Below are 18775 nucleotides of genomic sequence, written 5' to 3'. Positions count from 1 at the left end.
ATTTTAAAAGTGGAAAGAGGGCTTAAACTATGAAAAATGTGGCGTTATATATACATATTCCATTTTGCAAGCAAAAGTGTTTATATTGTGATTTTCCGTCTTTTGCAGGTAAAGAGGAACATATGCTCCATTACTGCGCAGCTCTCGCAAAAGAAATAAGTAGTATAAAAAATAGAAAAATAAAAACTATATTTATAGGTGGGGGTACTCCCACCTATTTATCTTTAGAGGGCTGGGAAATAATAAAAGAAAGTATTGATAGATTGGATACTACGGGTGATTTAGAGTTTACGGTGGAAGGAAATCCAGGAACATTTACAATGGAAAAATTAGAATTTTTTAAAAAAATGGGGGTAAATAGGCTCAGTATTGGGCTTCAAGCATTTCAAGACTCACTTTTAAAAAGCCTTGGGAGAATTCATACTATAGAAGATTTTAAACAAAGTTTTGAAATGGCTAGGAATCTAGGATTTAATAACATTAATGTAGATCTAATGTTTGGTTTGCCGAGTCAAACATTTTCGCAGTGGCAAGAGACTTTGAAAAATGTGACGAAGCTTAAGCCAGAACATCTATCTTGCTATAGTTTGATAGTAGAAGAGGGAACTGCTTTTTATAAAAAATTTAAGCAGGGTACATTAAATCTCCCTGATGAGGAAATAGATCGAGCTATGTACCATGAAACAATAGAATATTTAAGTGAAAAAGGGTATATTCAATATGAAATTTCAAATTTTGCAAAAGACAAAATGGACTGTAGACATAATTTAGTATATTGGGAAATGGAGGAGTATATTGGTTGTGGGTCTGCTTCTCATTCATATATTGATGGTTTTAGGTATAGAAATGAAGAAAATGTAGAAGCTTATATGGAGAAAATAAATGCTTCTGGCAGTGCAATAGTAGAAAAAAAGAAAAATTCCACTAAAGACGACATGGAAGAGTTTATGTTTATGGGGCTTAGAAAGATTATGGGCATAAGCAAAAGTCAATTCCAAAAAAGATTTAATATTGATATACACAGTGTTTATGAGGTGGTAATAAATAAATATATAAGCAATGGGTTCATGGTGGAAAATGATGATAATATTTTTTTAACATATGAAGGTATTGAAGTGTCTAATGTAATTATGTCAGAATTTCTTCTATCATAGCCTTACATATATTTAATATTAATTATACGTAACAGAGCTATAATAAAAAAATATAAGTTAAGATTAAATAGGAAACTTTATGAAGTTGATTAAAAATCAAAGAAAAATGGAGCATATTAAATATAAACCCTTGCAATGAGTATAAAATGGCTATATTTAAAATTGAGCGTTATTGACAAATACAATGGTAAATGATACTTTTAATACATACTCGTTAGCACTCAATGGTAGTGAGTGCTAATAAAAGAGGTGATATTATGGAAATGGATGAAAGAAAAATTAAAATACTTCAGGCTATAATTACAGATTATATAAGTAATGGTGAGCCTGTAGGGTCCAGAACCATAGCTAAAAAGTATGATTTAGGTATTAGTTCAGCTACTATAAGAAATGAAATGTCAGATTTGGAAGAAATGGGATATATAGAGCAGCTCCATACCTCCTCTGGTAGGAAACCATCAGATAAGGGGTATAGGTTATATGTTGATAGGCTTATGCAAATTACAGAATTATCAACTGAGGAGCAATATATGATCAAGCATCACCTTATTAATGTTGCACTATATGAGGTTGATAAAATTGTTAAACAAGCAACACTAATGCTTTCGCATCTTACAAATCTTACATCTATAGTTAAGGCACCTTCTGTTCAAAAGAGTTGTATAAAGTATATTCAGTTAATGAATCTAGATGCGGGAAGTGTCTTGTTTGTAATTATTACTGACAGTGGTATAATCAAAAATAATGTTATTAAGGTTAGTAAACCTATTAATGGTGTTACTATAGAAAAGCTCACCCAAATACTTAATTTTAGATTAGGCAAGCTTACAATTGAACAAATAAATTTAGAAGTCATTAACAATTTAAAAAGCAATTTAGCTTCCTATGAAGAAATTTTTGATGGTATTATTCCAGCTTTATATGATAGTTTGTCTGGAGTCGAAACTTCAGAAATATATATTCAGGGTGCTGCAAATATATTTAATTACTCAGAATACAACGATATTGTTAAAGCACGTGAATTTTTAATTTTAGTAGACAATAAAGAGAGTATAAATAGTTTACTAAATGCTAAGGACATTACTGGTAATATTACAATTAAAATTGGTGGTGAAAATTTCGTTGAGTGTGCTAGGGAATGCAGTATTATAACCGCAGTTTATAGTGCCTCGGGAACACCTCTTGGATCTATTGGTGTTATAGGACCAACAAGAATACCCTATGGAAAAGTTATATCCGTTTTAACTGAAATAGTTAAAGAATTAAATGACAATATAGCTCAAATTTATGACGATCATAGATAAAATTTTGAATTAAAAGATTTACTTTGAGCCGGAAATGGAGGAGTAGTTGAGTGCATACAAATAATAGTAAAAACGAAAAGATTTTAAAAGAAGAAAAAATGCCTTTTGAGGATTCAAGCTTAGCTGATGAAATTGAACTTGAAGAAACTCAAAGCAATGCAGAAGAAGCTGAAATAGTAGAAGAAGTAGAACCTATAGAACTTCTAGAAAGTGAAAAAGAAAAAGATATGAATAAAAAGATGAAAAAACTACAAGAAGAAAACACAAAACTCGAGAATGAGATTATTGATTTTAAAGATAAGTTTTTGAGAACAATGGCTGAATATGAGAATTTTAGAAAAAGAACAGTCAAAGAGAAAGAAGGCATATACACTGATGCCTGCACGGATGTTTTAAAAGAAGTTCTACCAGTACTTGATAACTTAGAAAGAGCACTTTCTGTTGAAGGATGTGGCGAGGATCTAAGAACAGGTGTAGAAATGACAGTAAGACAATTCAATGATGCTTTTAGTAAATTAGGAGTTGAAGAATTACCCCCAGAAGGAGAGTTTGACCCGAATTTTCACAATGCAGTGATGCATATTGAAGATGAACAGTATGGGACTAACCAAATAGTTGAAGTATTTCAAAAGGGGTATAAAAGAGCAAACAAGGTATTAAGACATAGTATGGTTAAAGTTGCAAATTAAAGCTTTATATTATAAAAGACATAAAAAACTAGCAGTTATAATGCTATAAACTAAAAGGAATACAAGGAGGAAATAATAATGGCAAAAATTATAGGAATAGATTTAGGTACAACAAATTCATGTGTAGCAGTAATGGAGGGTGGAGAACCAGTTGTAATTTCTAATTCAGAAGGTGCAAGAACTACACCATCTGTAGTTTCATTTCAATCTAACGGAGAAAGACTAGTAGGTCAAGTAGCTAAAAGACAAGCAATTACAAATCCAGATAGAACAATAATGTCAATTAAAAGAGAAATGGGTACTGATCATAAAATAGATGTTGATGGAAAATCACATACACCACAAGAGATTTCAGCTTATGTTCTTCAAAAAATCAAAGCTGATGCCGAAGCTTATTTAGGAGAAGCAGTTACTGAAGCAGTAATAACTGTACCAGCATATTTCAATGATAGTCAAAGACAAGCAACAAAAGACGCAGGAAAAATAGCTGGACTTGAAGTTAAGAGAATAATAAATGAGCCAACTGCAGCAGCTCTTGCTTATGGTTTAGATAAAATGGATGTTAATCAGAAAATATTAGTATATGATTTAGGCGGCGGTACATTTGATGTATCTATATTAGAACTTGGTGATGGTTTATTTGAAGTTAAATCAACTAATGGTAATACTAAACTTGGTGGAGATGATTTTGACCAAAAGGTAGTAAATTATATAGCTGAAACTTTTAAAGCTGATAATGCAATAGATTTAAGAAATGATAAAATGGCACTTCAAAGATTAAAAGAAGCTGCTGAAAAAGCAAAAATCGAATTGTCATCATCAATGCAAACAACAATTAACTTACCGTTTATTACTGCAGATGCAACAGGTCCAAAGCATATAGAGATGAATTTAACAAGAGCTAAATTTAATGAATTAACTCAAGATTTAGTTGATGGTACAATAGAGCCAATGAAAAAGGCTCTTGCAGATGCAGGTTTATCACTTAGTGAAATAGATAAAGTTGTGCTTGTAGGTGGTTCAACAAGAACACCAGCAGTTGTAGATGCAGTTAAAAACTTTACAGGAAAAGAACCTTCAAAGGGAGTAAATCCTGATGAATGTGTTGCCCTGGGTGCAGCAATCCAAGCGGGAGTATTAAGTGGAGAAGTTAAAGATGTGTTACTTCTTGACGTAACCCCATTAACACTAGGAATTGAAACATTAGGTGGAATAGCTACTCCTTTAATTGAAAGAAATACTACAATTCCGGCTAAAAAGAGTCAAGTATTTTCAACAGCAGCAGATGGTCAAACATCAGTTGAAATTAACATTGTTCAAGGTGAAAGACAAATGGCTGCAGGAAATAAATCTTTAGGAAGAGTTACTCTTTCTGGAATAGCAGCAGCACCAAGAGGAATTCCACAAATAGAAGTTACTTTTGATATAGATGCTAATGGTATAGTTAATGTATCAGCTAAAGATAAAGGAACAGGAAAAGAAGCTAAAATAACAATTACAGCATCAACTAATTTAAGTGATTCTGAAATTGATGCAGCAGTAAAAGAAGCAGAAAAATTTGCTGAAGAAGATAAATCAAGAAAAGAAGCAATTGAGATTAAAAATAATGCAGAGCAATTAGTATATCAAACTGAAAAAAGTTTAACAGAACTTGCTGAAAAAGTTTCAGAAGAAGATAAAAAAGTTATTGGAGAGAAATTAGAAGCACTTAAAAAAGTTAAAGATGGAGAAGACACAGAAGCTATAAAGAAATCTACTGAAGAGCTAACTGAGGCTTTCTATGCAGTAACTACAAAAATATATCAAGCAGAAGCAGAGCAAGCTCAGGGTCAAGGAGCACAAGATCAAGAACCAGGCAACATGGGCGGAAATGCTGCGCATGATGACAATGTAGTGGATGCTGATTTTAAAGTAGAAGAAGATAAATAAACAGCAAAACCATTAAATTAAGGGTGGGGTAATTACCCTTCCCTTAATTTATTTTAAGTAAATTATATCAATAAGTGTAGAAAAACTATATAATAGAAATGTTGGCATAAAAAGATATGCCACTCAATTATTTTAATTAATATTTTATATAAAAAAAGCATATATATTTTAGGTGGTGTAAAAACAGCATGGCAAAAAAAGATTATTATGAGACCCTTGGCATTGAAAGAGGTGCTAGTGAAGAAGAAGTTAAGAAAGCCTTTAAAAAGGCTGCATTAAAATATCATCCAGATAGAAATCCAGACAATAAAGCAGCAGAAGATAAATTTAAAGAAGCGAATGAGGCATACCAGGTCTTATCTGATTCAGATAAAAGATCAAGATATGATCAATATGGAACAGCTGATGCTGGAGCAGGCTTTGACGGTGGCTCTGATTTTTCAGGTTTTGGCGGTTTTGGAGATATATTTGGAGACATATTTGGAGGAGGATTCTCTTCAAGAAATCAAAATGGTCCTAAGAAAGGCGCAGATTTAGAATACAATTTAAATCTAAGCTTTGAGGAGGCTGTTTTTGGCGTCGAAAAAGAGGTATCCATTACAAAAAATGAAAAGTGTAGTGATTGTGGTGGTAGTGGTGCTAAAGCTGGTACAACGCCTAAAACCTGTGATAAGTGTGGTGGAAATGGGCAGATAAAAGTTCAAAGAAACACTGCTTTTGGAAGCTTTGCTAGCATGAGTACTTGTGATAAGTGCGGAGGTCGTGGTCAAATAATTTCTGAACCATGTAAAACTTGTCATGGCGCTGGAAAAGAGAGAAAAAATAGAAAAATTAAGATTAATGTTCCAGGTGGAGTTGATACTGGAAATGTTATGCCTTTAAGAGGGCAAGGAGAACCAGGTGAGAAAGGTGGTCCATCAGGAGACTTGTATATAAATATCAGAGTAACTCCTCATAAAACTTTTAAAAGGAACGGAATTGATATTCATATAGAATCTCATATAAGCTTTGGATATGCAGCTATTGGAACTGAAATTAAAGTTCCAACTGTGGATGGGGACGTTAAATATAAAGTTCCAGCCGGCACACAATCTGGTACCGTGTTTAGACTTAAGGGTAAGGGTATACCTAGAGTTAATGGACATGGAAGAGGCGATGAATACGTAAAAGTCATTGTTGATATTCCTAAAACCTTGAATGATAAGCAAAAGGCAACCTTAAAACTCTTTATGGAAGCAAGTGGTGAGATTGTAGAGGGTTCCGAAGAAAATAAAAAATCTTTTGTGGATAAAATGTTTGGCAAATAATCATAACAAAAAACTTCGTTTTATAAAACGGAGTTTTTTATTATGATATTGTGTTAAAATATCAAAAATGATAAACTTGTGTAGATGAAAAATTGATAGCTACATACAGAGTAGCGAGGAGGATACAATGAATAAAGATTGGATTGAAGTAACTATAATAACAAGTAGTGAGGCAGTTGAGGCGGTATCTGCCATGTTATATAATACGGGTGTAAAAGGGGTTTCTATTTTGGATCCATTAGATATGATTTACAGGCGAGATCATACTACTGATTGGGACTATTTTGATGAAACTATTATAGATACAAATAGCGGAGTTGTAGTTAAGGGATACTATAAAAGAGATGAAAAATTTGAGGGTTACTTAGAAGAGATTAAAACAGGAGTAAATAAATTGCCAGAGTTTGGACTAGACAAGGGTTTAGGAACTATTACTGCTACTGATGTAAAGGAACAAGATTGGGAAAATAATTGGAAACAGTATTATAAACCAATAAAGGTAGGAGAAAAGATAGTTATAAAACCTATATGGGAGAAGTACAATAAAAAACCTGGCGAAATAATTGTAGAGCTAGATCCAGGTATGGCTTTCGGAACTGGAACTCATGAGACTACTAGAATGTGTATAAAAGCGCTTGAGCGTCACGTAGGAGAAGAATCAGTTGTTTTTGATATAGGAACAGGGTCTGGTATATTATCTATTGCTGCAGCTAAGCTTGGGGCGAAAAAAACCATAGGGGTTGATTTGGACCCAGTAGCAGTAGATTCTGCTTCGCTGAATGTTAGTTACAACGATTTAAATAACATTGAGATAATATACGGAGACTTAATGGAAGTTATTAAAGGAAAGGCCAGCATTGTTATAGCTAATATAATGGCTGATATAATTATGTTCTTAACTGAGCAAGTTAAATCCTTTATAGTAGATGGTGGATATTTTATTTCCTCAGGAATAATCTTAAGTAAAAAAGATGAGGTAATAAATAAGTTAACCCAGTGTGGTTTTAAAATTGAAGAGATAAATATTGAGGGCGAATGGGTTTGTATAGTTGCAAGTTATAGTGAAATAACTATATAAGGCATCTTAAAATATATAAAGTTAAAGATGCCTGGCTGAGGAGAGAATAAATAATGCATAAATTTTTTGTGCCAAAGCAAAACATAGATGGTGATAATGCCATTATTGATGGCGAAGATGTAAAACATATATATAAAGTATTAAGACTTAAAATTGGTGATGTGGTAAGTGTAAACAATTGTGAAGGTAGTGAATATGTAGGGGAAATAACTTTAATAGATAAGAAATCAGTAACTATAAATCTATTAGAAAAAAGCTCTATAAATAATGAAAGCCATATTGAAGTATATTTATTTCAGGGAATGCCTAAGTCAACAAAAATGGACTTAATAGTTCAAAAAAATACGGAACTAGGGGTTAAGGCAATAACACCTATGATTTCGCAGCGAGTAGTAGTTAAAACTGAGCTTTGCGAATTCAAAAAGGTAGATAGATGGAATAGGATAGCACTTGAAGCTTGTAAGCAGTGCAAAAGAAGCTTGGTGCCTCAAATTAATGTGCCTATAGAATTTGATCACTTATTGGAAGAATTAAAGCATATGGATTTAGTTGTGGTTCCCTATGAAAATGAAGAAGGTTATGGCATAAAGAAATTAATGAATGACATAGAAAAAAATACTATTGTTAAAGTTGGTATTGTCATAGGACCTGAGGGTGGATTTGAAGAAAGTGAAATTCAGAAACTTACAGAAATAGGAGCGAAAATCGTCACTTTGGGACCCAGAATACTTAGAACTGAGACTGCGGGCTTTACATGTTTAAGTTTGATAATGTATGAACTGGGAGATTTGGGAGGTGTTATAGAATGAAAGTTGCTTTCGCTACTTTAGGGTGCAGGGTAAATCAGTATGAGTCAGAAGCTATGGTAGAAAAATTTATTCGCGAAGGATATGAAGTGGCTGAGTTTCATGATTTTTCTGACGTATATGTTATTAACACTTGTACCGTTACTAATATGGGTGATAAAAAATCAAGACAGATGATAGGACGCGCTAGAAGATTAAATGAAAAAGCTATTATTGCAGTGGTGGGTTGTTATGCACAGATAGCCCCAGGCGAAGTAGCAAGCATTGAAGGCGTTGATGTAGTTTTAGGCAGCCGAAACAAAGGTGATATTGTTTATTGGGTAAATAGATCTCGCGAAGAGGAAAAGCAGGTAGTAGAGGTTAGTGATGTTCTAAAAAACAAGGTATTTGAGGACTTAAATATTAGTGAATATCAAGATAGAACTAGAGCTTTTGTGAAAATTCAAGATGGTTGTAATAGATTTTGTTCTTATTGCTTAATACCTTATGCAAGGGGAGCAGTATGTAGTAAAGCACCTGAAAAAATCATATCAGAAGTTTATGAATTAGCCCAAAATGGTTTTAAAGAGATTCTTTTATCCGGTATACATATAGCATCTTTTGGATTAGATTTAGAAGACGGATGGAATTTAGTGAGGATTTTAGAGGAAGTGGATAAGGTTCCCGGAATAGAGCGGATAAGAATAGGCTCAATAGACCCAACATTCTTTACAGAGGGCGTTATTGAAAAAATAATGTCATTTAAGAAGCTATGTCACCATTTTCATCTTTCACTTCAAAGCGGATGTGATCAGACTCTTAAAAGAATGAATAGACGTTATACAGCCCAGGAGTACAAAGCCGTAGTAGAAAGTTTGAGGCTAAATATAAAGGGCGCATCTATAACTACGGACGTAATTGTAGGTTTTCCTGGAGAGACGCAAGAAGAATTTAATGAAACCTATGCCTTTTTAAAAGACTTAGAATTATCAAAAATGCATATTTTTAAATATAGTCCTAGAAAGGGAACAAAAGCGGCGCAAATAAAAGAGCAGATTGATGGGAATATAAAAGAAGAGAGAAGCCACAAGCTTATTACACTTAACAATATGCTAGAAGAAAAGCATATAAATACCTTCCGTGGAAAATGCATGAATGTACTATATGAGCAAAAATTCAAAAATAATGAAGATGAATATGAAGGTTACACTGACAACTATATAAAGGTTGTAGGGAAATGCTCTGAAAATATAGTAGGTGAATTTCATATGACTAAACTTATAGAACCTATGGGTGATTATATAATTGGGCAGGTGCAAGACTTAGAATAATTACACAATGATAAATATATTTAGCAGGAGAATAAAACTTTATGTTGAATAGTATATTAATAGGATGATGGGAGGTGATTATGTGGAAGACTGTATATTTTGTAAAATCATAAAAAAGCAGATTCCTTGTGAAATGCTTTATGAAGATGATAAAGTTATAGCATTTAATGACATAAGTCCTCAGGCGCCCGTACACGTGATAATTATTCCAAAGAAACATATTGATGACTTAAATTGCTTAAAACAAGAGTCATCAGAATTAATAGGTCATATATTTATGGTTGCTAGAGAAATTGCTGGGACCTTAGGCATTGCTGAGAGTGGGTATAGGATTGTTACTAATTGTGGGGAGCAAGGGGGTCAAACTGTTCACCATGTGCATTTTCATTTATTGGGGGGCAGAATGCTACAGTGGCCACCTGGTTAATAGGTAAATTCAAATAAATAACAAGGCAATTGCCAGGCTATTTATTTGAATGTCAAATATAACTAATTTTCTAAATGTTGAATTTTAATTAATATTATATATATAAATACATTATATATAACAAAATAGTAATGAAAATGTTGACATTATGTAAAATTGTGTTGTATAATAAAAACTGTGCTATTTAGGCCCCGCATTAGCTGTTTTTAAATTGAATTGAGCTAGCGGAGGGAGGGATAATGATGTCAGAAATTAAGGTTGGAGCAGACGAGTCCATTGAGAACGCTTTAAGAAGGTTTAAGAAAAAATGTGCAAGAAGTGGAGTGCTCGGAGAAGTAAGAAAAAGAGAGCACTATGAAAAGCCAAGTGTTAAAAAGAAATTAAAATCAGAAGCTGCAAGAAAGAGAAAATTCAAATAGAATTTTTTGAAACGGAAACAAGATAAAATTTTGTTAGAATACCTTCCTCAGCAGTTAAAGAAATTAGAAATTTTAGAGACATTCAGAGAAACAGTAGTAAAAATGGGAGCTAATAGCATGAAAAACCTGAGAAAAATTATGTTTGCCGAGTTGCCTTAAATTATGGGCAAAGCAAAAGGTAAACTTGCTTGTGAAATAGTAAAAAAATATTTAAATAAATAAAAGACTTAGCTTTTGCTAAGTCTTTTTTTTGTTGTAAAAAATTATATAATTTAAAAATTGTAATTTCTTTTGCTTTTTTTTCATAAATTTAATATGAAGTACTTTATGAGGTGGGTATATGGAAAATAAATTTTTTAGAACAAAGGAAACTATAGCTAATAAATTAGATTTGCCAAGAGATATCTTATTAGATTTGCCCAAAATAACTATTTTGGCTAATAATGAAATAAATATTGAAAACCATAAAGGTATAGTCATTTTTGAAGAAGAAGAAATAAAAATAAATTCCAACGTGGGGCCGATTTCTATATATGGAAATAGTTTTAAAATATTATTTATAGGAGGAAACACAATAACTTTAAGTGGCAACTTTAAATCTGTTGTGTATGAATGTCATGAATAATCTGAAAAAATACAAAAAAGGAACTATCACAATGGAAATTGAATCATTTATGCCAGAAAAGTTTATAAATTTATTATGGAAAAATGGTATTGTGGCTAAAAATATAAAAAAGGTTAATATAACAACTTTAGTGCTTGAGGTCAAATTATGCGATTATGTTGAGATTAGCAAAGTGGCAAAAAAAATGGATACTAAAATTGTTATTATCGGAAGGAATGGATTATCATTTTTTTTAATGAAAATAAAAAGTAGGTCTGTGCTATTACTTGGAGTAATTTTGTTTGCATGCATAATATATTATTTATCTACATTTGTATGGAATATAGAAATTAGTACGGAAAATTATATAAGTCCATATGAATTACGTAATCAAATTAAAGGGTTTGGCGTTTCTAAGGGACTTAGAAAGAAGAATATAGATGTTTACGATATTGAAAATAAACTTCTAAGAAGTAACGATGAAATAATGTGGGTAAAAGCTAGAATTGAAGGCGTTAAGCTAAAAGTTGATGTGATAGAAAGACAATCACCACCTATTATAATTGTGGACAAAACTCCTTGTAATTTAATAGCGAGTAAAGATGGTATGATAGTTAGAGTATTTACCACGGAAGGTACAGCAGTTGTTAAAGAGGGAGATATGATACAAAAGGGTGATCTATTAGTTAAGGGTGAGCAGGGTAAAGAAGAAAGTGTATACGCTGTACATGCTCAGGGAGAAGTTATAGCAAAAACTTTTTACGAGGAGATAAAAGAAGTTCCATTATCCAGCACAGCAAGGATCAAAACAGGAAACAGTATAAGTAATTCATACATTAAATTTGCTAATAAAAAAGTTTATCTCAAAAATAGCTTAATTCCCTATGGTAATTATGATAAAATAGAAAATAACAATAAGTTTATATATAAAGAAATCTATTATGAAGTCCAGGAAAAAAATGTACTTGCAGATCCTGCTAAGGTATCAAAAGAAATTTATTCTAATATTTTAAGAAATTTAGATAAAAGTGTAAAGATTATAGATAAAATTGAAGATGTAAAAAAAGAGAAAGATAAGTATTCCATAAAAGTATTAGTTATTGCAGAAGAAAATATTGCTTCAGAAGGAAAATAATAATTCAAAGGAAAATGAAAAATAATATTTTTTAGAGCACTTGCGAAGAAAAGGTGGGGTTGACATATTAAAAATATTAGAGAACTTATGACGATTAATAAAGCAAAGCCATATTTAGTTTTTATAATTACGGCAGTTATTATGTATTCAATTTTAGTAACAGCATTAGTTCCTAAAAGGTATACACTAAATGTTGGAGATATTGCAAAAATGGATATAAAAGCTCCTAGAGAAGTTGAAAATGAAGTATCTACAGAAATCAGTAAAACTAAGGCTATAGAAGGGGTAGAGAAAAAAACAATTAAAGTTCCAATGAATGGGAAAGCTATAGAAAAATTTAGGAAGTTATTTTTAGCAGTAAGCAAGTTAAATGTAACTAATTCAACTAAGAATACCAATGGGGGCGCACCTGAAAAAGCATTAACAGAAAAAGAAAAAATAGCTTCACTCAAGGAAAGTAATCCAATTACTGATTTTACCTATGAAAATTATCAGGTACTAATAAACTTAGACCCCAAAAAAGCTGTTGAATTAGAAAAATTTCTTAAAGAAACAATGATCACCCTTGATGCTTCATTTATAATAAATGAAGATAAGCCAGAAGAAATTATAATGGCAAAGGGACTTATTGCTACAGCATTTAACGACTCGAATTTTACAAAGGATATAAGAGAAATAGGAATGGCTATTGCAAATGTAGAAGTTCGTGCGAATACAACTTATGATAAAGAAAAAACAGAGATTTTAATAGAAGCAGCAAGGAAAAGCGTTAAACCTGTCATGATTAAGAAGGATCAAACCATTGTAAGTGAAGGAGCTCCAATAACCGTTGAACAAAAGGCACTGCTTGATTCACTGGGACTACTGGATAATACAACTAATTTTGAATGGTCCTTATATTTAAGTTTAGCGGGGCTAGTATGTTTAGTAATCCTACTTCAATGGTTTTATTTATATAAGTATCAACCAGAAATATTTAAGGATGTAAAAAAATTAATTATGCTTAATATTCTTAGTATAATAGCTATATTACTTGCTAGAATACTAGGTATAATTTCACTGTATGTAATTCCATTAGCATGTATACCTATGATCATGGCTATTTTAATTAATGATGAAGTATCCATAGGATTAAATATTCTTAATTGTATTCTAATTAGCGTTGCAGTTAATTTTAATTTTGAAATTACAGTATTAGCTGTGCTAAACTCTATTACTGGGGTTATGTTACTCAAGAAAATGCAAGAAAGAAATGATATATTATATTCGGCTATATATATTGCAATGATAAACTTGGCTCTTTATCTTTCTATGGGTTTTTTACTAAGCAATAGTATAGTTGATGTTTTAAAAAAAGCTGGAATGGTTTCTTTTGCAAGTTTTATATCTGGAGTACTTACTATTGGGTTTTTACCGTTTTTCGAAAGCTTTTTTGATATAGTGACTACAGTGAAACTTTTGGAACTCTCAAACCCAAATCACCCCCTTTTAAAAAGATTGCTTTTAGAAGCCCCAGGAACTTATCATCATTCTGTACTAGTAGCTAACCTTTCAGAGGTTGCAGCAGAAGCAATTGGTGCTAATCCTGTGCTGGCGAGAGTTTCCGCCTATTATCATGATATTGGTAAGATAAAGAGACCTTATTTTTTCAAAGAAAATCAATTGGGAAATGATAATCCTCATGATAAGATAACTCCTAATCTAAGTACACTTATAATAATTTCACATGTGAAGGATGGAATAGATCTTGCAAAAGAGCATAAAATACCTATGGCGATTCAAGATATTATACAGCAACATCATGGTACTACTTTAGTTAAATATTTTTATGTAACTATGAAAAATTCTAGTGATAATCCAGATGAAATTAAGGAAGAGGACTTTAGGTATCAGGGACCAAATCCTGAAAGTCGCGAAGCTGCAATTATAATGCTATCTGATGCAGTGGAAGCAGCTGTAAGATCAATTCAAAATCATACAAAAAATAAAATTGAGGAAATGGTTAATAACATAATAAAAGGCAGACTTAATGATGGACAATTAGATAATTGTGATTTAACACTAAAAGATTTAGAAAAAATACGAAAAGCGTTTTTAAAAGTTTTTTCAGGAATATACCATGAGCGAATAGAATATCCCTTGGATAAATGGGAAAAAGATAATAAAGGAGTAAAATAAGTATGATTTTTATAGATAATAGGCAAAATAATATAGTGGTTACTCAGGAACTGGAAATTGTTATAAAAGATGTCATTGAATATACCCTTAAAGAGGAAAAACTTTTTATAGATAATGAGGTAAGCGTTATATTAATTGACAACGAAGAGATTAAAAAAATAAATTCAAAAAATCGTGGCATAGATAAAATAACAGATGTGCTATCCTTTCCAATGCTGGATTACCCGCAAAACAAAGTGTTTAAAGATGTGTATATAGATTATAAATTTGACCAAAGTGATTTAAATGATGAAAGGTTAGTAATTGGGGATGTGGCATTATCATTAGAAAAAGCTAAAGAGCAAAGTGAAGAATTTGGGCATTCCTTTATTCGTGAATGCGCATATCTTACAGTGCATTCAATTTTACATTTGTTAGGGTATGATCACATGGAAGAAGATGAAAAAAATATTATGAGAAAAAGAGAAGAAGAAATATTGAGTAATTTCAAAATATCTAGATAGAGCACATTAATAACTATTTAAAATGACATGGTGCTCTACAATATTTTCAAAGGCGGTTAAGTATGAAAGTTAAAAAAATGGTTGATAGTTTTAATTATGCTATTGAAGGAATTATATATTCAATTAGAACGCAAAGAAATATGAAGATACATATGATAGCTGCAATAATAGTGCTATCTGCCACTTTTTTTTATGATTTATCAAGGATAGAACTTTTGATTATAACCATCACTATAACCTTGGTTATAGTGGCTGAAATGATAAATACTGCAGTGGAATGTGCAATAGACGCTACCACGAATTTTTATCATCCACTAGCGAAAATTGCTAAGAATGTTGCTGCAGGTGCAGTGCTAGTAACTGCTATAAATTCAGTTCTTGTAGGCTATGTTATATTTTGGGATAGATTAACTCCCTTTAATAGAACAATGATGGCAAAACTTAAAAAATCTGACCCTGACATGATTTTTTTTATATTAGTTATAGTTTGTATTGCAGCAGTAGTAGTTAAGTCAATTTATGGTGAAGGAACGCCATTTAGGGGCGGAATGCCAAGTGGTCACAGTACAATAGCTTTTTCGGTAGCAACAGCTATAACACTATTAACTAATGAACCGCTGATTATGGTATTGTCTTATTTGCTAGCTGTAATTGTTGCGCAAAGTAGGGTTGATTCCCAAATTCATTCTATCTTAGAAGTGATTTTTGGAGGTGTTTTCGGCACTTTATTAACCTTATTATTATTTAAAGTTTTAGGATAATATATATTAGATTTCAGCCATACAAAATATAATGTATAATATTATTGAAATACTAATATTTAATGATATAATTGGTATACGTGATTTTTAATTGTTATTTAATATCATATGTCTCAAATTAATTGTGTAGGGGTGTAATAATGGATTATAAAAAGTTAGCTAAAATTGCAATAGATGCTAGAGAAAACGCTTATGCGCCATATTCAAAATTTAAAGTTGGTGCAGCAGTTGTTACAGAAGATGATTCAATATATACTGGATGCAACATAGAAAATGCCTCTTATGGTGCTAGTAATTGTGCCGAAAGAACTGCAATTTTTAAAGCTGTATCTGAAGGGCATAAAAAAATTAAAGATATAGCAGTAGTTGGGGATATGTCAACACATACCTATCCATGTGGTATTTGTAGGCAAGTTATAGCAGAATTTGCCACAGAAGATATTAATATTATAATGGTAAAAAGTGAAGATGATTATATAATAAAAACTATGGAAGAAATATTACCAGGCGCGTTTACTAAAGAAGATTTATTAAAGTAAAATGGGAAATTATACTATTTACTTAAGATAACCAGAAGGAGGATATATGTTTAAATCGGGATTCGTAACTATTATCGGAAGGCCTAATGTAGGTAAATCTACATTAATAAATTACATTATGGGGGAAAAATTATCAATTGTGTCTAATAGACCTCAGACTACAAGAAATAATATACAAACCATTTTAACAACTAAAGATTCTCAAATAATATTTGTAGATACTCCAGGAATGCATAAACCTAGGCATAAACTAGGAGAATATATGGTTAAAGTAGCACAACAATCTACAAGTGAAGTAGATGTGATATTATTTATAACTACACCAGGGGATGAAATTGACAAAGGTGATATGCATATTCTCGAACAACTAAAAGACGGTAAAATTCCAGTATTTTTATTAGTCAATAAAATTGACGAGAACACCCAAGAGAGGGTAGCTAAAACTATTCAGAGTTATTCGGAGTATTTTAATTTTAAAGAAATAATACCTATGGCAGCTATAAAAGGTAAAAATGTTGATATAGTTACTAAACTTGTAGCTGAAAATATCCCAGAGGGACCATTATATTACCCAGAGGATATGATTACAGACCAACAAGAAAGATTTATTATCACTGAAATAATAAGAGAAAAGGCTTTGAAGCTATTATCCCAAGAAGTACCTCATGGAATAGCAATAGAGATCATTTCCATGAAGCGAGATGCAAGGAATATGTATCATATTGAAGCTAACTTGCTGTGTGAAAAAGATTCGCACAAGGGGATAATTATTGGAAAAGGTGGAAAAACACTTAAGCAAATTTCTACTTATGCAAGACAAGATGTAATGAAATTTTTAGGTGAAAAAGTAAACTTAAGATTATGGGTAAAGGTAAAGAAAGAGTGGAGAGATACTTCAAGTGTTTTAAAGGAATTAGGGTATAAGTAGGGGATGATTTTCTGTCAATTTTAAAAACTAGAGCTATTGTCATAAAAACTCAAGAATTTAAAGAATCTGATAAGCTAGTTTGGCTTTTTACTGAAGAATTTGGTAAAATAACAGCCATAGCAAAGGGAGCCAGAAAAAATAAAAGTAAATATGTATCATCCACTCTACCTTGCTCTTATGGGGAATTTATACTTTTCAAAGGGAAAAATTTATATACAATAAATGAAGTTACAATTATAGACTCTTTTCAGCAATTATTAAGGGATCTTACAACAATTACTTATGCCTCATATTTTAATGAATTAATTGATATTGCCATGGAAAATGAAGAGGTTAATAGTGAACTTTTTAAAGATTTTGTTAGTGCTTTCTATTTTATAAAAAATGACGTTATGGATATAGAAGTTCTAGCAAGAGCTTTTGAAACAAAACTTTTAAAGGCAACAGGTTATGGATTAAATTTTGAACAATGTGTTAGATGTAGAAAAAAAATAACAATATCTAATAATATTGATTTACAATCCTATGGTCCTATTTGTAAAGATTGTGAAAAGGTAAATAGTATATATATTTCAAACCCTACATATAATACATTAAAATTCTTAAATAATTTTGGTATGGATAAAATTAATAGAATAGTTGTTTCTAAGGCATCCAAACTTGAGCTATATAAAATTCTATCTTTTATAATTTCCCAGAATTATACACGAAAACCAAAGAGCCTAGAAATGTTTGATTATTTGAGGGAATCTAACAATTAGTAAAGTATTTTTACCTAGGAAAAATTATAAGGAGGATGATTTTAATGTCAGAAATTACACTTGAAAAGATTGACATCATCAAAGAGCGAACAGGAGTATCATATACTGAAGCTAAGGAAGCTTTAGAAGAATGTGATAGTGATGTAGTTAATGCGCTCATTTATATTGAAGCAAAACAAAAAAGAAATTCTAAATTTAACATGGAAGAAATGTACTCCACCAAGGATGAATTTGTAGTAGCTATGAAAGATATTGTACGAAAAGGAAATGTATCCAGGATAAAAGTAAAAAAAGATGAAAATGTAGTTATGGACATACCTGTTAATGCTGGCATTGCAGCGGGCTTAGTAGGATTATTTAATCCTACGCTAATTGGTCTTGGATTACTAACAGCAGTACTCACAAAGGTTACTATTGAGATAACTAAAGTAGATGGCACTGTAGAAGTAGTTAATACTATTATTAAAAATACAGTTGAAGACGTAAAAAGTAGAATGAGCGATATGAGTTTTGATGTAAAAGAAAAATTCAATGACACAAAAGATACTTTTGCCAAAAGTAGTAAAGATGGTAGTGATGAAAATGTATACCAATACACTGTAAAGTTTGATGAGGAAAAAGAAGAAGAGGAAGAAAAAGAATAAAAACAATGGTTTTATTTTAAATTTTCATCTTTTAGAACTCTACCAATAGGAATTCCCCTTCCGTAAAGCCAGCAATTTACAATTGATGGCTTTACGGAAGGGGAATTTGACTATTTGTATAACTTTATCTAAACACTATTAATGGAAAATTAATAATATAGGAATATTTTATGGTTTTAAACAAAAAATCATTAAAAAAACCCTACATTATATATTAAAATGTGGTACAATGTTAAAAATGGTATGTAAAATTCTAGCATAATAGTATTATATGCAATCGTTTATATTTCCAATATTGG

General features: G+C 31.3%; 20 protein-coding genes. All 20 read left to right on the top strand.

The genetic code is table 11. From position 1 onward, the window contains the following. Positions 1 to 29: 29 nt before the first annotated feature. The 20 genes from hemW to G9F70_RS17655 all read left to right on the top strand — a co-directional run bounded on the left by hemW (position 30) and on the right by G9F70_RS17655 (position 18476). Positions 30 to 1154: a radical SAM family heme chaperone HemW gene (gene hemW / locus G9F70_RS17750; protein WP_164944460.1), complete on the top strand. Its 1125-nt coding sequence runs from the start codon at positions 30 to 32 to the stop codon at positions 1152 to 1154. Between the two features lie 257 nt (positions 1155 to 1411). After that, on the top strand, positions 1412 to 2458 hold the full coding sequence (gene hrcA, locus G9F70_RS17745; protein ID WP_164944459.1) for a heat-inducible transcriptional repressor HrcA: 1047 nt from the start codon (positions 1412 to 1414) through the stop codon (positions 2456 to 2458). 50 nt (positions 2459 to 2508) lie between these two features. Continuing rightward, entirely contained in the window at positions 2509 to 3147 is a 639-nt protein-coding gene (gene grpE, locus G9F70_RS17740) for a nucleotide exchange factor GrpE (protein WP_224617651.1), read from the top strand. 78 nt (positions 3148 to 3225) lie between these two features. Further along, positions 3226 to 5076 carry a molecular chaperone DnaK gene (gene dnaK, locus G9F70_RS17735; protein ID WP_164944458.1) on the top strand — a complete coding sequence of 617 codons (1851 nt, stop codon included), beginning with the start codon at positions 3226 to 3228 and terminating at the stop codon, positions 5074 to 5076. 188 nt (positions 5077 to 5264) lie between these two features. Further along, positions 5265 to 6383: a molecular chaperone DnaJ gene (dnaJ, locus tag G9F70_RS17730; RefSeq protein WP_164944457.1), complete on the top strand. Its 1119-nt coding sequence runs from the start codon at positions 5265 to 5267 to the stop codon at positions 6381 to 6383. A gap of 127 nt (positions 6384 to 6510) precedes the next feature. Beyond that, positions 6511 to 7461, top strand: coding sequence for a 50S ribosomal protein L11 methyltransferase (gene prmA, locus G9F70_RS17725; protein WP_164944456.1), 951 nt, complete (start codon positions 6511 to 6513; stop codon positions 7459 to 7461). Positions 7462 to 7514: 53 nt separating this feature from the next. Then, positions 7515 to 8270 (top strand): 16S rRNA (uracil(1498)-N(3))-methyltransferase, encoded by a 756-nt coding sequence (locus G9F70_RS17720; RefSeq protein WP_164944455.1) that lies wholly within the window; start codon positions 7515 to 7517, stop codon positions 8268 to 8270. Then, positions 8267 to 9577 (top strand): tRNA (N(6)-L-threonylcarbamoyladenosine(37)-C(2))-methylthiotransferase MtaB, encoded by a 1311-nt coding sequence (mtaB, locus tag G9F70_RS17715; RefSeq protein ID WP_164944454.1) that lies wholly within the window; start codon positions 8267 to 8269, stop codon positions 9575 to 9577. Before G9F70_RS17720 ends, mtaB begins: the two co-directional genes overlap by 4 nt. A gap of 82 nt (positions 9578 to 9659) precedes the next feature. Then, complete coding sequence (locus G9F70_RS17710) at positions 9660 to 10004, top strand: histidine triad nucleotide-binding protein (RefSeq protein ID WP_164944453.1); 345 nt, start codon at positions 9660 to 9662, stop codon at positions 10002 to 10004. A 242-nt stretch (positions 10005 to 10246) separates the two neighbouring features. Next, positions 10247 to 10423, top strand: a complete 177-nt coding sequence (rpsU, locus tag G9F70_RS17705) for a 30S ribosomal protein S21 (protein ID WP_124998347.1) — start codon at positions 10247 to 10249, stop codon at positions 10421 to 10423. Positions 10424 to 10429: 6 nt separating this feature from the next. Beyond that, positions 10430 to 10582 carry a GatB/YqeY domain-containing protein gene (locus G9F70_RS27530; RefSeq protein WP_164944452.1) on the top strand — a complete coding sequence of 51 codons (153 nt, stop codon included), beginning with the start codon at positions 10430 to 10432 and terminating at the stop codon, positions 10580 to 10582. Between the two features lie 181 nt (positions 10583 to 10763). Continuing rightward, the gene (yqfC, locus tag G9F70_RS17695; protein ID WP_164944451.1) at positions 10764 to 11048 is read left to right on the top strand and encodes a sporulation protein YqfC; all 285 of its coding nucleotides are present in this window, start codon (positions 10764 to 10766) and stop codon (positions 11046 to 11048) included. After that, positions 11041 to 12162 (top strand): sporulation protein YqfD, encoded by a 1122-nt coding sequence (gene yqfD, locus G9F70_RS17690; protein ID WP_164944450.1) that lies wholly within the window; start codon positions 11041 to 11043, stop codon positions 12160 to 12162. Before yqfC ends, yqfD begins: the two co-directional genes overlap by 8 nt. 66 nt (positions 12163 to 12228) lie before the next feature. Continuing rightward, the gene (locus G9F70_RS17685; protein ID WP_411956024.1) at positions 12229 to 14340 is read left to right on the top strand and encodes an HD family phosphohydrolase; all 2112 of its coding nucleotides are present in this window, start codon (positions 12229 to 12231) and stop codon (positions 14338 to 14340) included. A 2-nt stretch (positions 14341 to 14342) separates the two neighbouring features. Continuing rightward, entirely contained in the window at positions 14343 to 14843 is a 501-nt protein-coding gene (gene ybeY / locus G9F70_RS17680; RefSeq protein ID WP_164944448.1) for an rRNA maturation RNase YbeY, read from the top strand. 62 nt (positions 14844 to 14905) lie between these two features. Further along, on the top strand, positions 14906 to 15604 hold the full coding sequence (locus tag G9F70_RS17675) for a diacylglycerol kinase (protein ID WP_164944447.1): 699 nt from the start codon (positions 14906 to 14908) through the stop codon (positions 15602 to 15604). 140 nt (positions 15605 to 15744) lie between these two features. Continuing rightward, positions 15745 to 16143 (top strand): cytidine deaminase, encoded by a 399-nt coding sequence (locus tag G9F70_RS17670; RefSeq protein ID WP_164944446.1) that lies wholly within the window; start codon positions 15745 to 15747, stop codon positions 16141 to 16143. 46 nt (positions 16144 to 16189) lie between these two features. Then, positions 16190 to 17071, top strand: coding sequence for a GTPase Era (gene era, locus G9F70_RS17665; RefSeq protein WP_164944445.1), 882 nt, complete (start codon positions 16190 to 16192; stop codon positions 17069 to 17071). A gap of 11 nt (positions 17072 to 17082) precedes the next feature. After that, complete coding sequence (gene recO, locus G9F70_RS17660) at positions 17083 to 17832, top strand: DNA repair protein RecO (RefSeq protein ID WP_164944583.1); 750 nt, start codon at positions 17083 to 17085, stop codon at positions 17830 to 17832. A gap of 44 nt (positions 17833 to 17876) precedes the next feature. Next, entirely contained in the window at positions 17877 to 18476 is a 600-nt protein-coding gene (locus G9F70_RS17655) for a DUF4342 domain-containing protein (protein WP_164944444.1), read from the top strand. Positions 18477 to 18775 lie beyond the last annotated feature (299 nt).

This window comes from Clostridium sp. FP1 (genome assembly GCF_011065975.2).
Lineage (GTDB): Bacteria > Bacillota > Clostridia > Clostridiales > Clostridiaceae > Clostridium_AD > Clostridium_AD tagluense.
Note: the sequence above shows the minus strand (reverse complement) of the source record. Positions and strands in the feature narration are given on the sequence as shown.

Excerpts from the sequence above, each read along its gene's own strand:
- hemW (WP_164944460.1), top strand. The coding sequence starts at position 30 with ATGAAAAATGTGGCGTTATATATACATATTCCATTTTGCAAGCAAAAG.
- hrcA (WP_164944459.1), top strand. The coding sequence starts at position 1,412 with ATGGAAATGGATGAAAGAAAAATTAAAATACTTCAGGCTATAATTACA.
- dnaK (WP_164944458.1), top strand. The coding sequence starts at position 3,226 with ATGGCAAAAATTATAGGAATAGATTTAGGTACAACAAATTCATGTGTA.
- dnaJ (WP_164944457.1), top strand. The coding sequence starts at position 5,265 with ATGGCAAAAAAAGATTATTATGAGACCCTTGGCATTGAAAGAGGTGCT.
- prmA (WP_164944456.1), top strand. The coding sequence starts at position 6,511 with ATGAATAAAGATTGGATTGAAGTAACTATAATAACAAGTAGTGAGGCA.
- G9F70_RS17720 (WP_164944455.1), top strand. The coding sequence starts at position 7,515 with ATGCATAAATTTTTTGTGCCAAAGCAAAACATAGATGGTGATAATGCC.
- mtaB (WP_164944454.1), top strand. The coding sequence starts at position 8,267 with ATGAAAGTTGCTTTCGCTACTTTAGGGTGCAGGGTAAATCAGTATGAG.
- rpsU (WP_124998347.1), top strand. The coding sequence starts at position 10,247 with ATGTCAGAAATTAAGGTTGGAGCAGACGAGTCCATTGAGAACGCTTTA.
- yqfC (WP_164944451.1), top strand. The coding sequence starts at position 10,764 with ATGGAAAATAAATTTTTTAGAACAAAGGAAACTATAGCTAATAAATTA.
- yqfD (WP_164944450.1), top strand. The coding sequence starts at position 11,041 with ATGAATAATCTGAAAAAATACAAAAAAGGAACTATCACAATGGAAATT.
- ybeY (WP_164944448.1), top strand. The coding sequence starts at position 14,343 with ATGATTTTTATAGATAATAGGCAAAATAATATAGTGGTTACTCAGGAA.
- G9F70_RS17675 (WP_164944447.1), top strand. The coding sequence starts at position 14,906 with ATGAAAGTTAAAAAAATGGTTGATAGTTTTAATTATGCTATTGAAGGA.
- G9F70_RS17670 (WP_164944446.1), top strand. The coding sequence starts at position 15,745 with ATGGATTATAAAAAGTTAGCTAAAATTGCAATAGATGCTAGAGAAAAC.
- era (WP_164944445.1), top strand. The coding sequence starts at position 16,190 with ATGTTTAAATCGGGATTCGTAACTATTATCGGAAGGCCTAATGTAGGT.
- G9F70_RS17655 (WP_164944444.1), top strand. The coding sequence starts at position 17,877 with ATGTCAGAAATTACACTTGAAAAGATTGACATCATCAAAGAGCGAACA.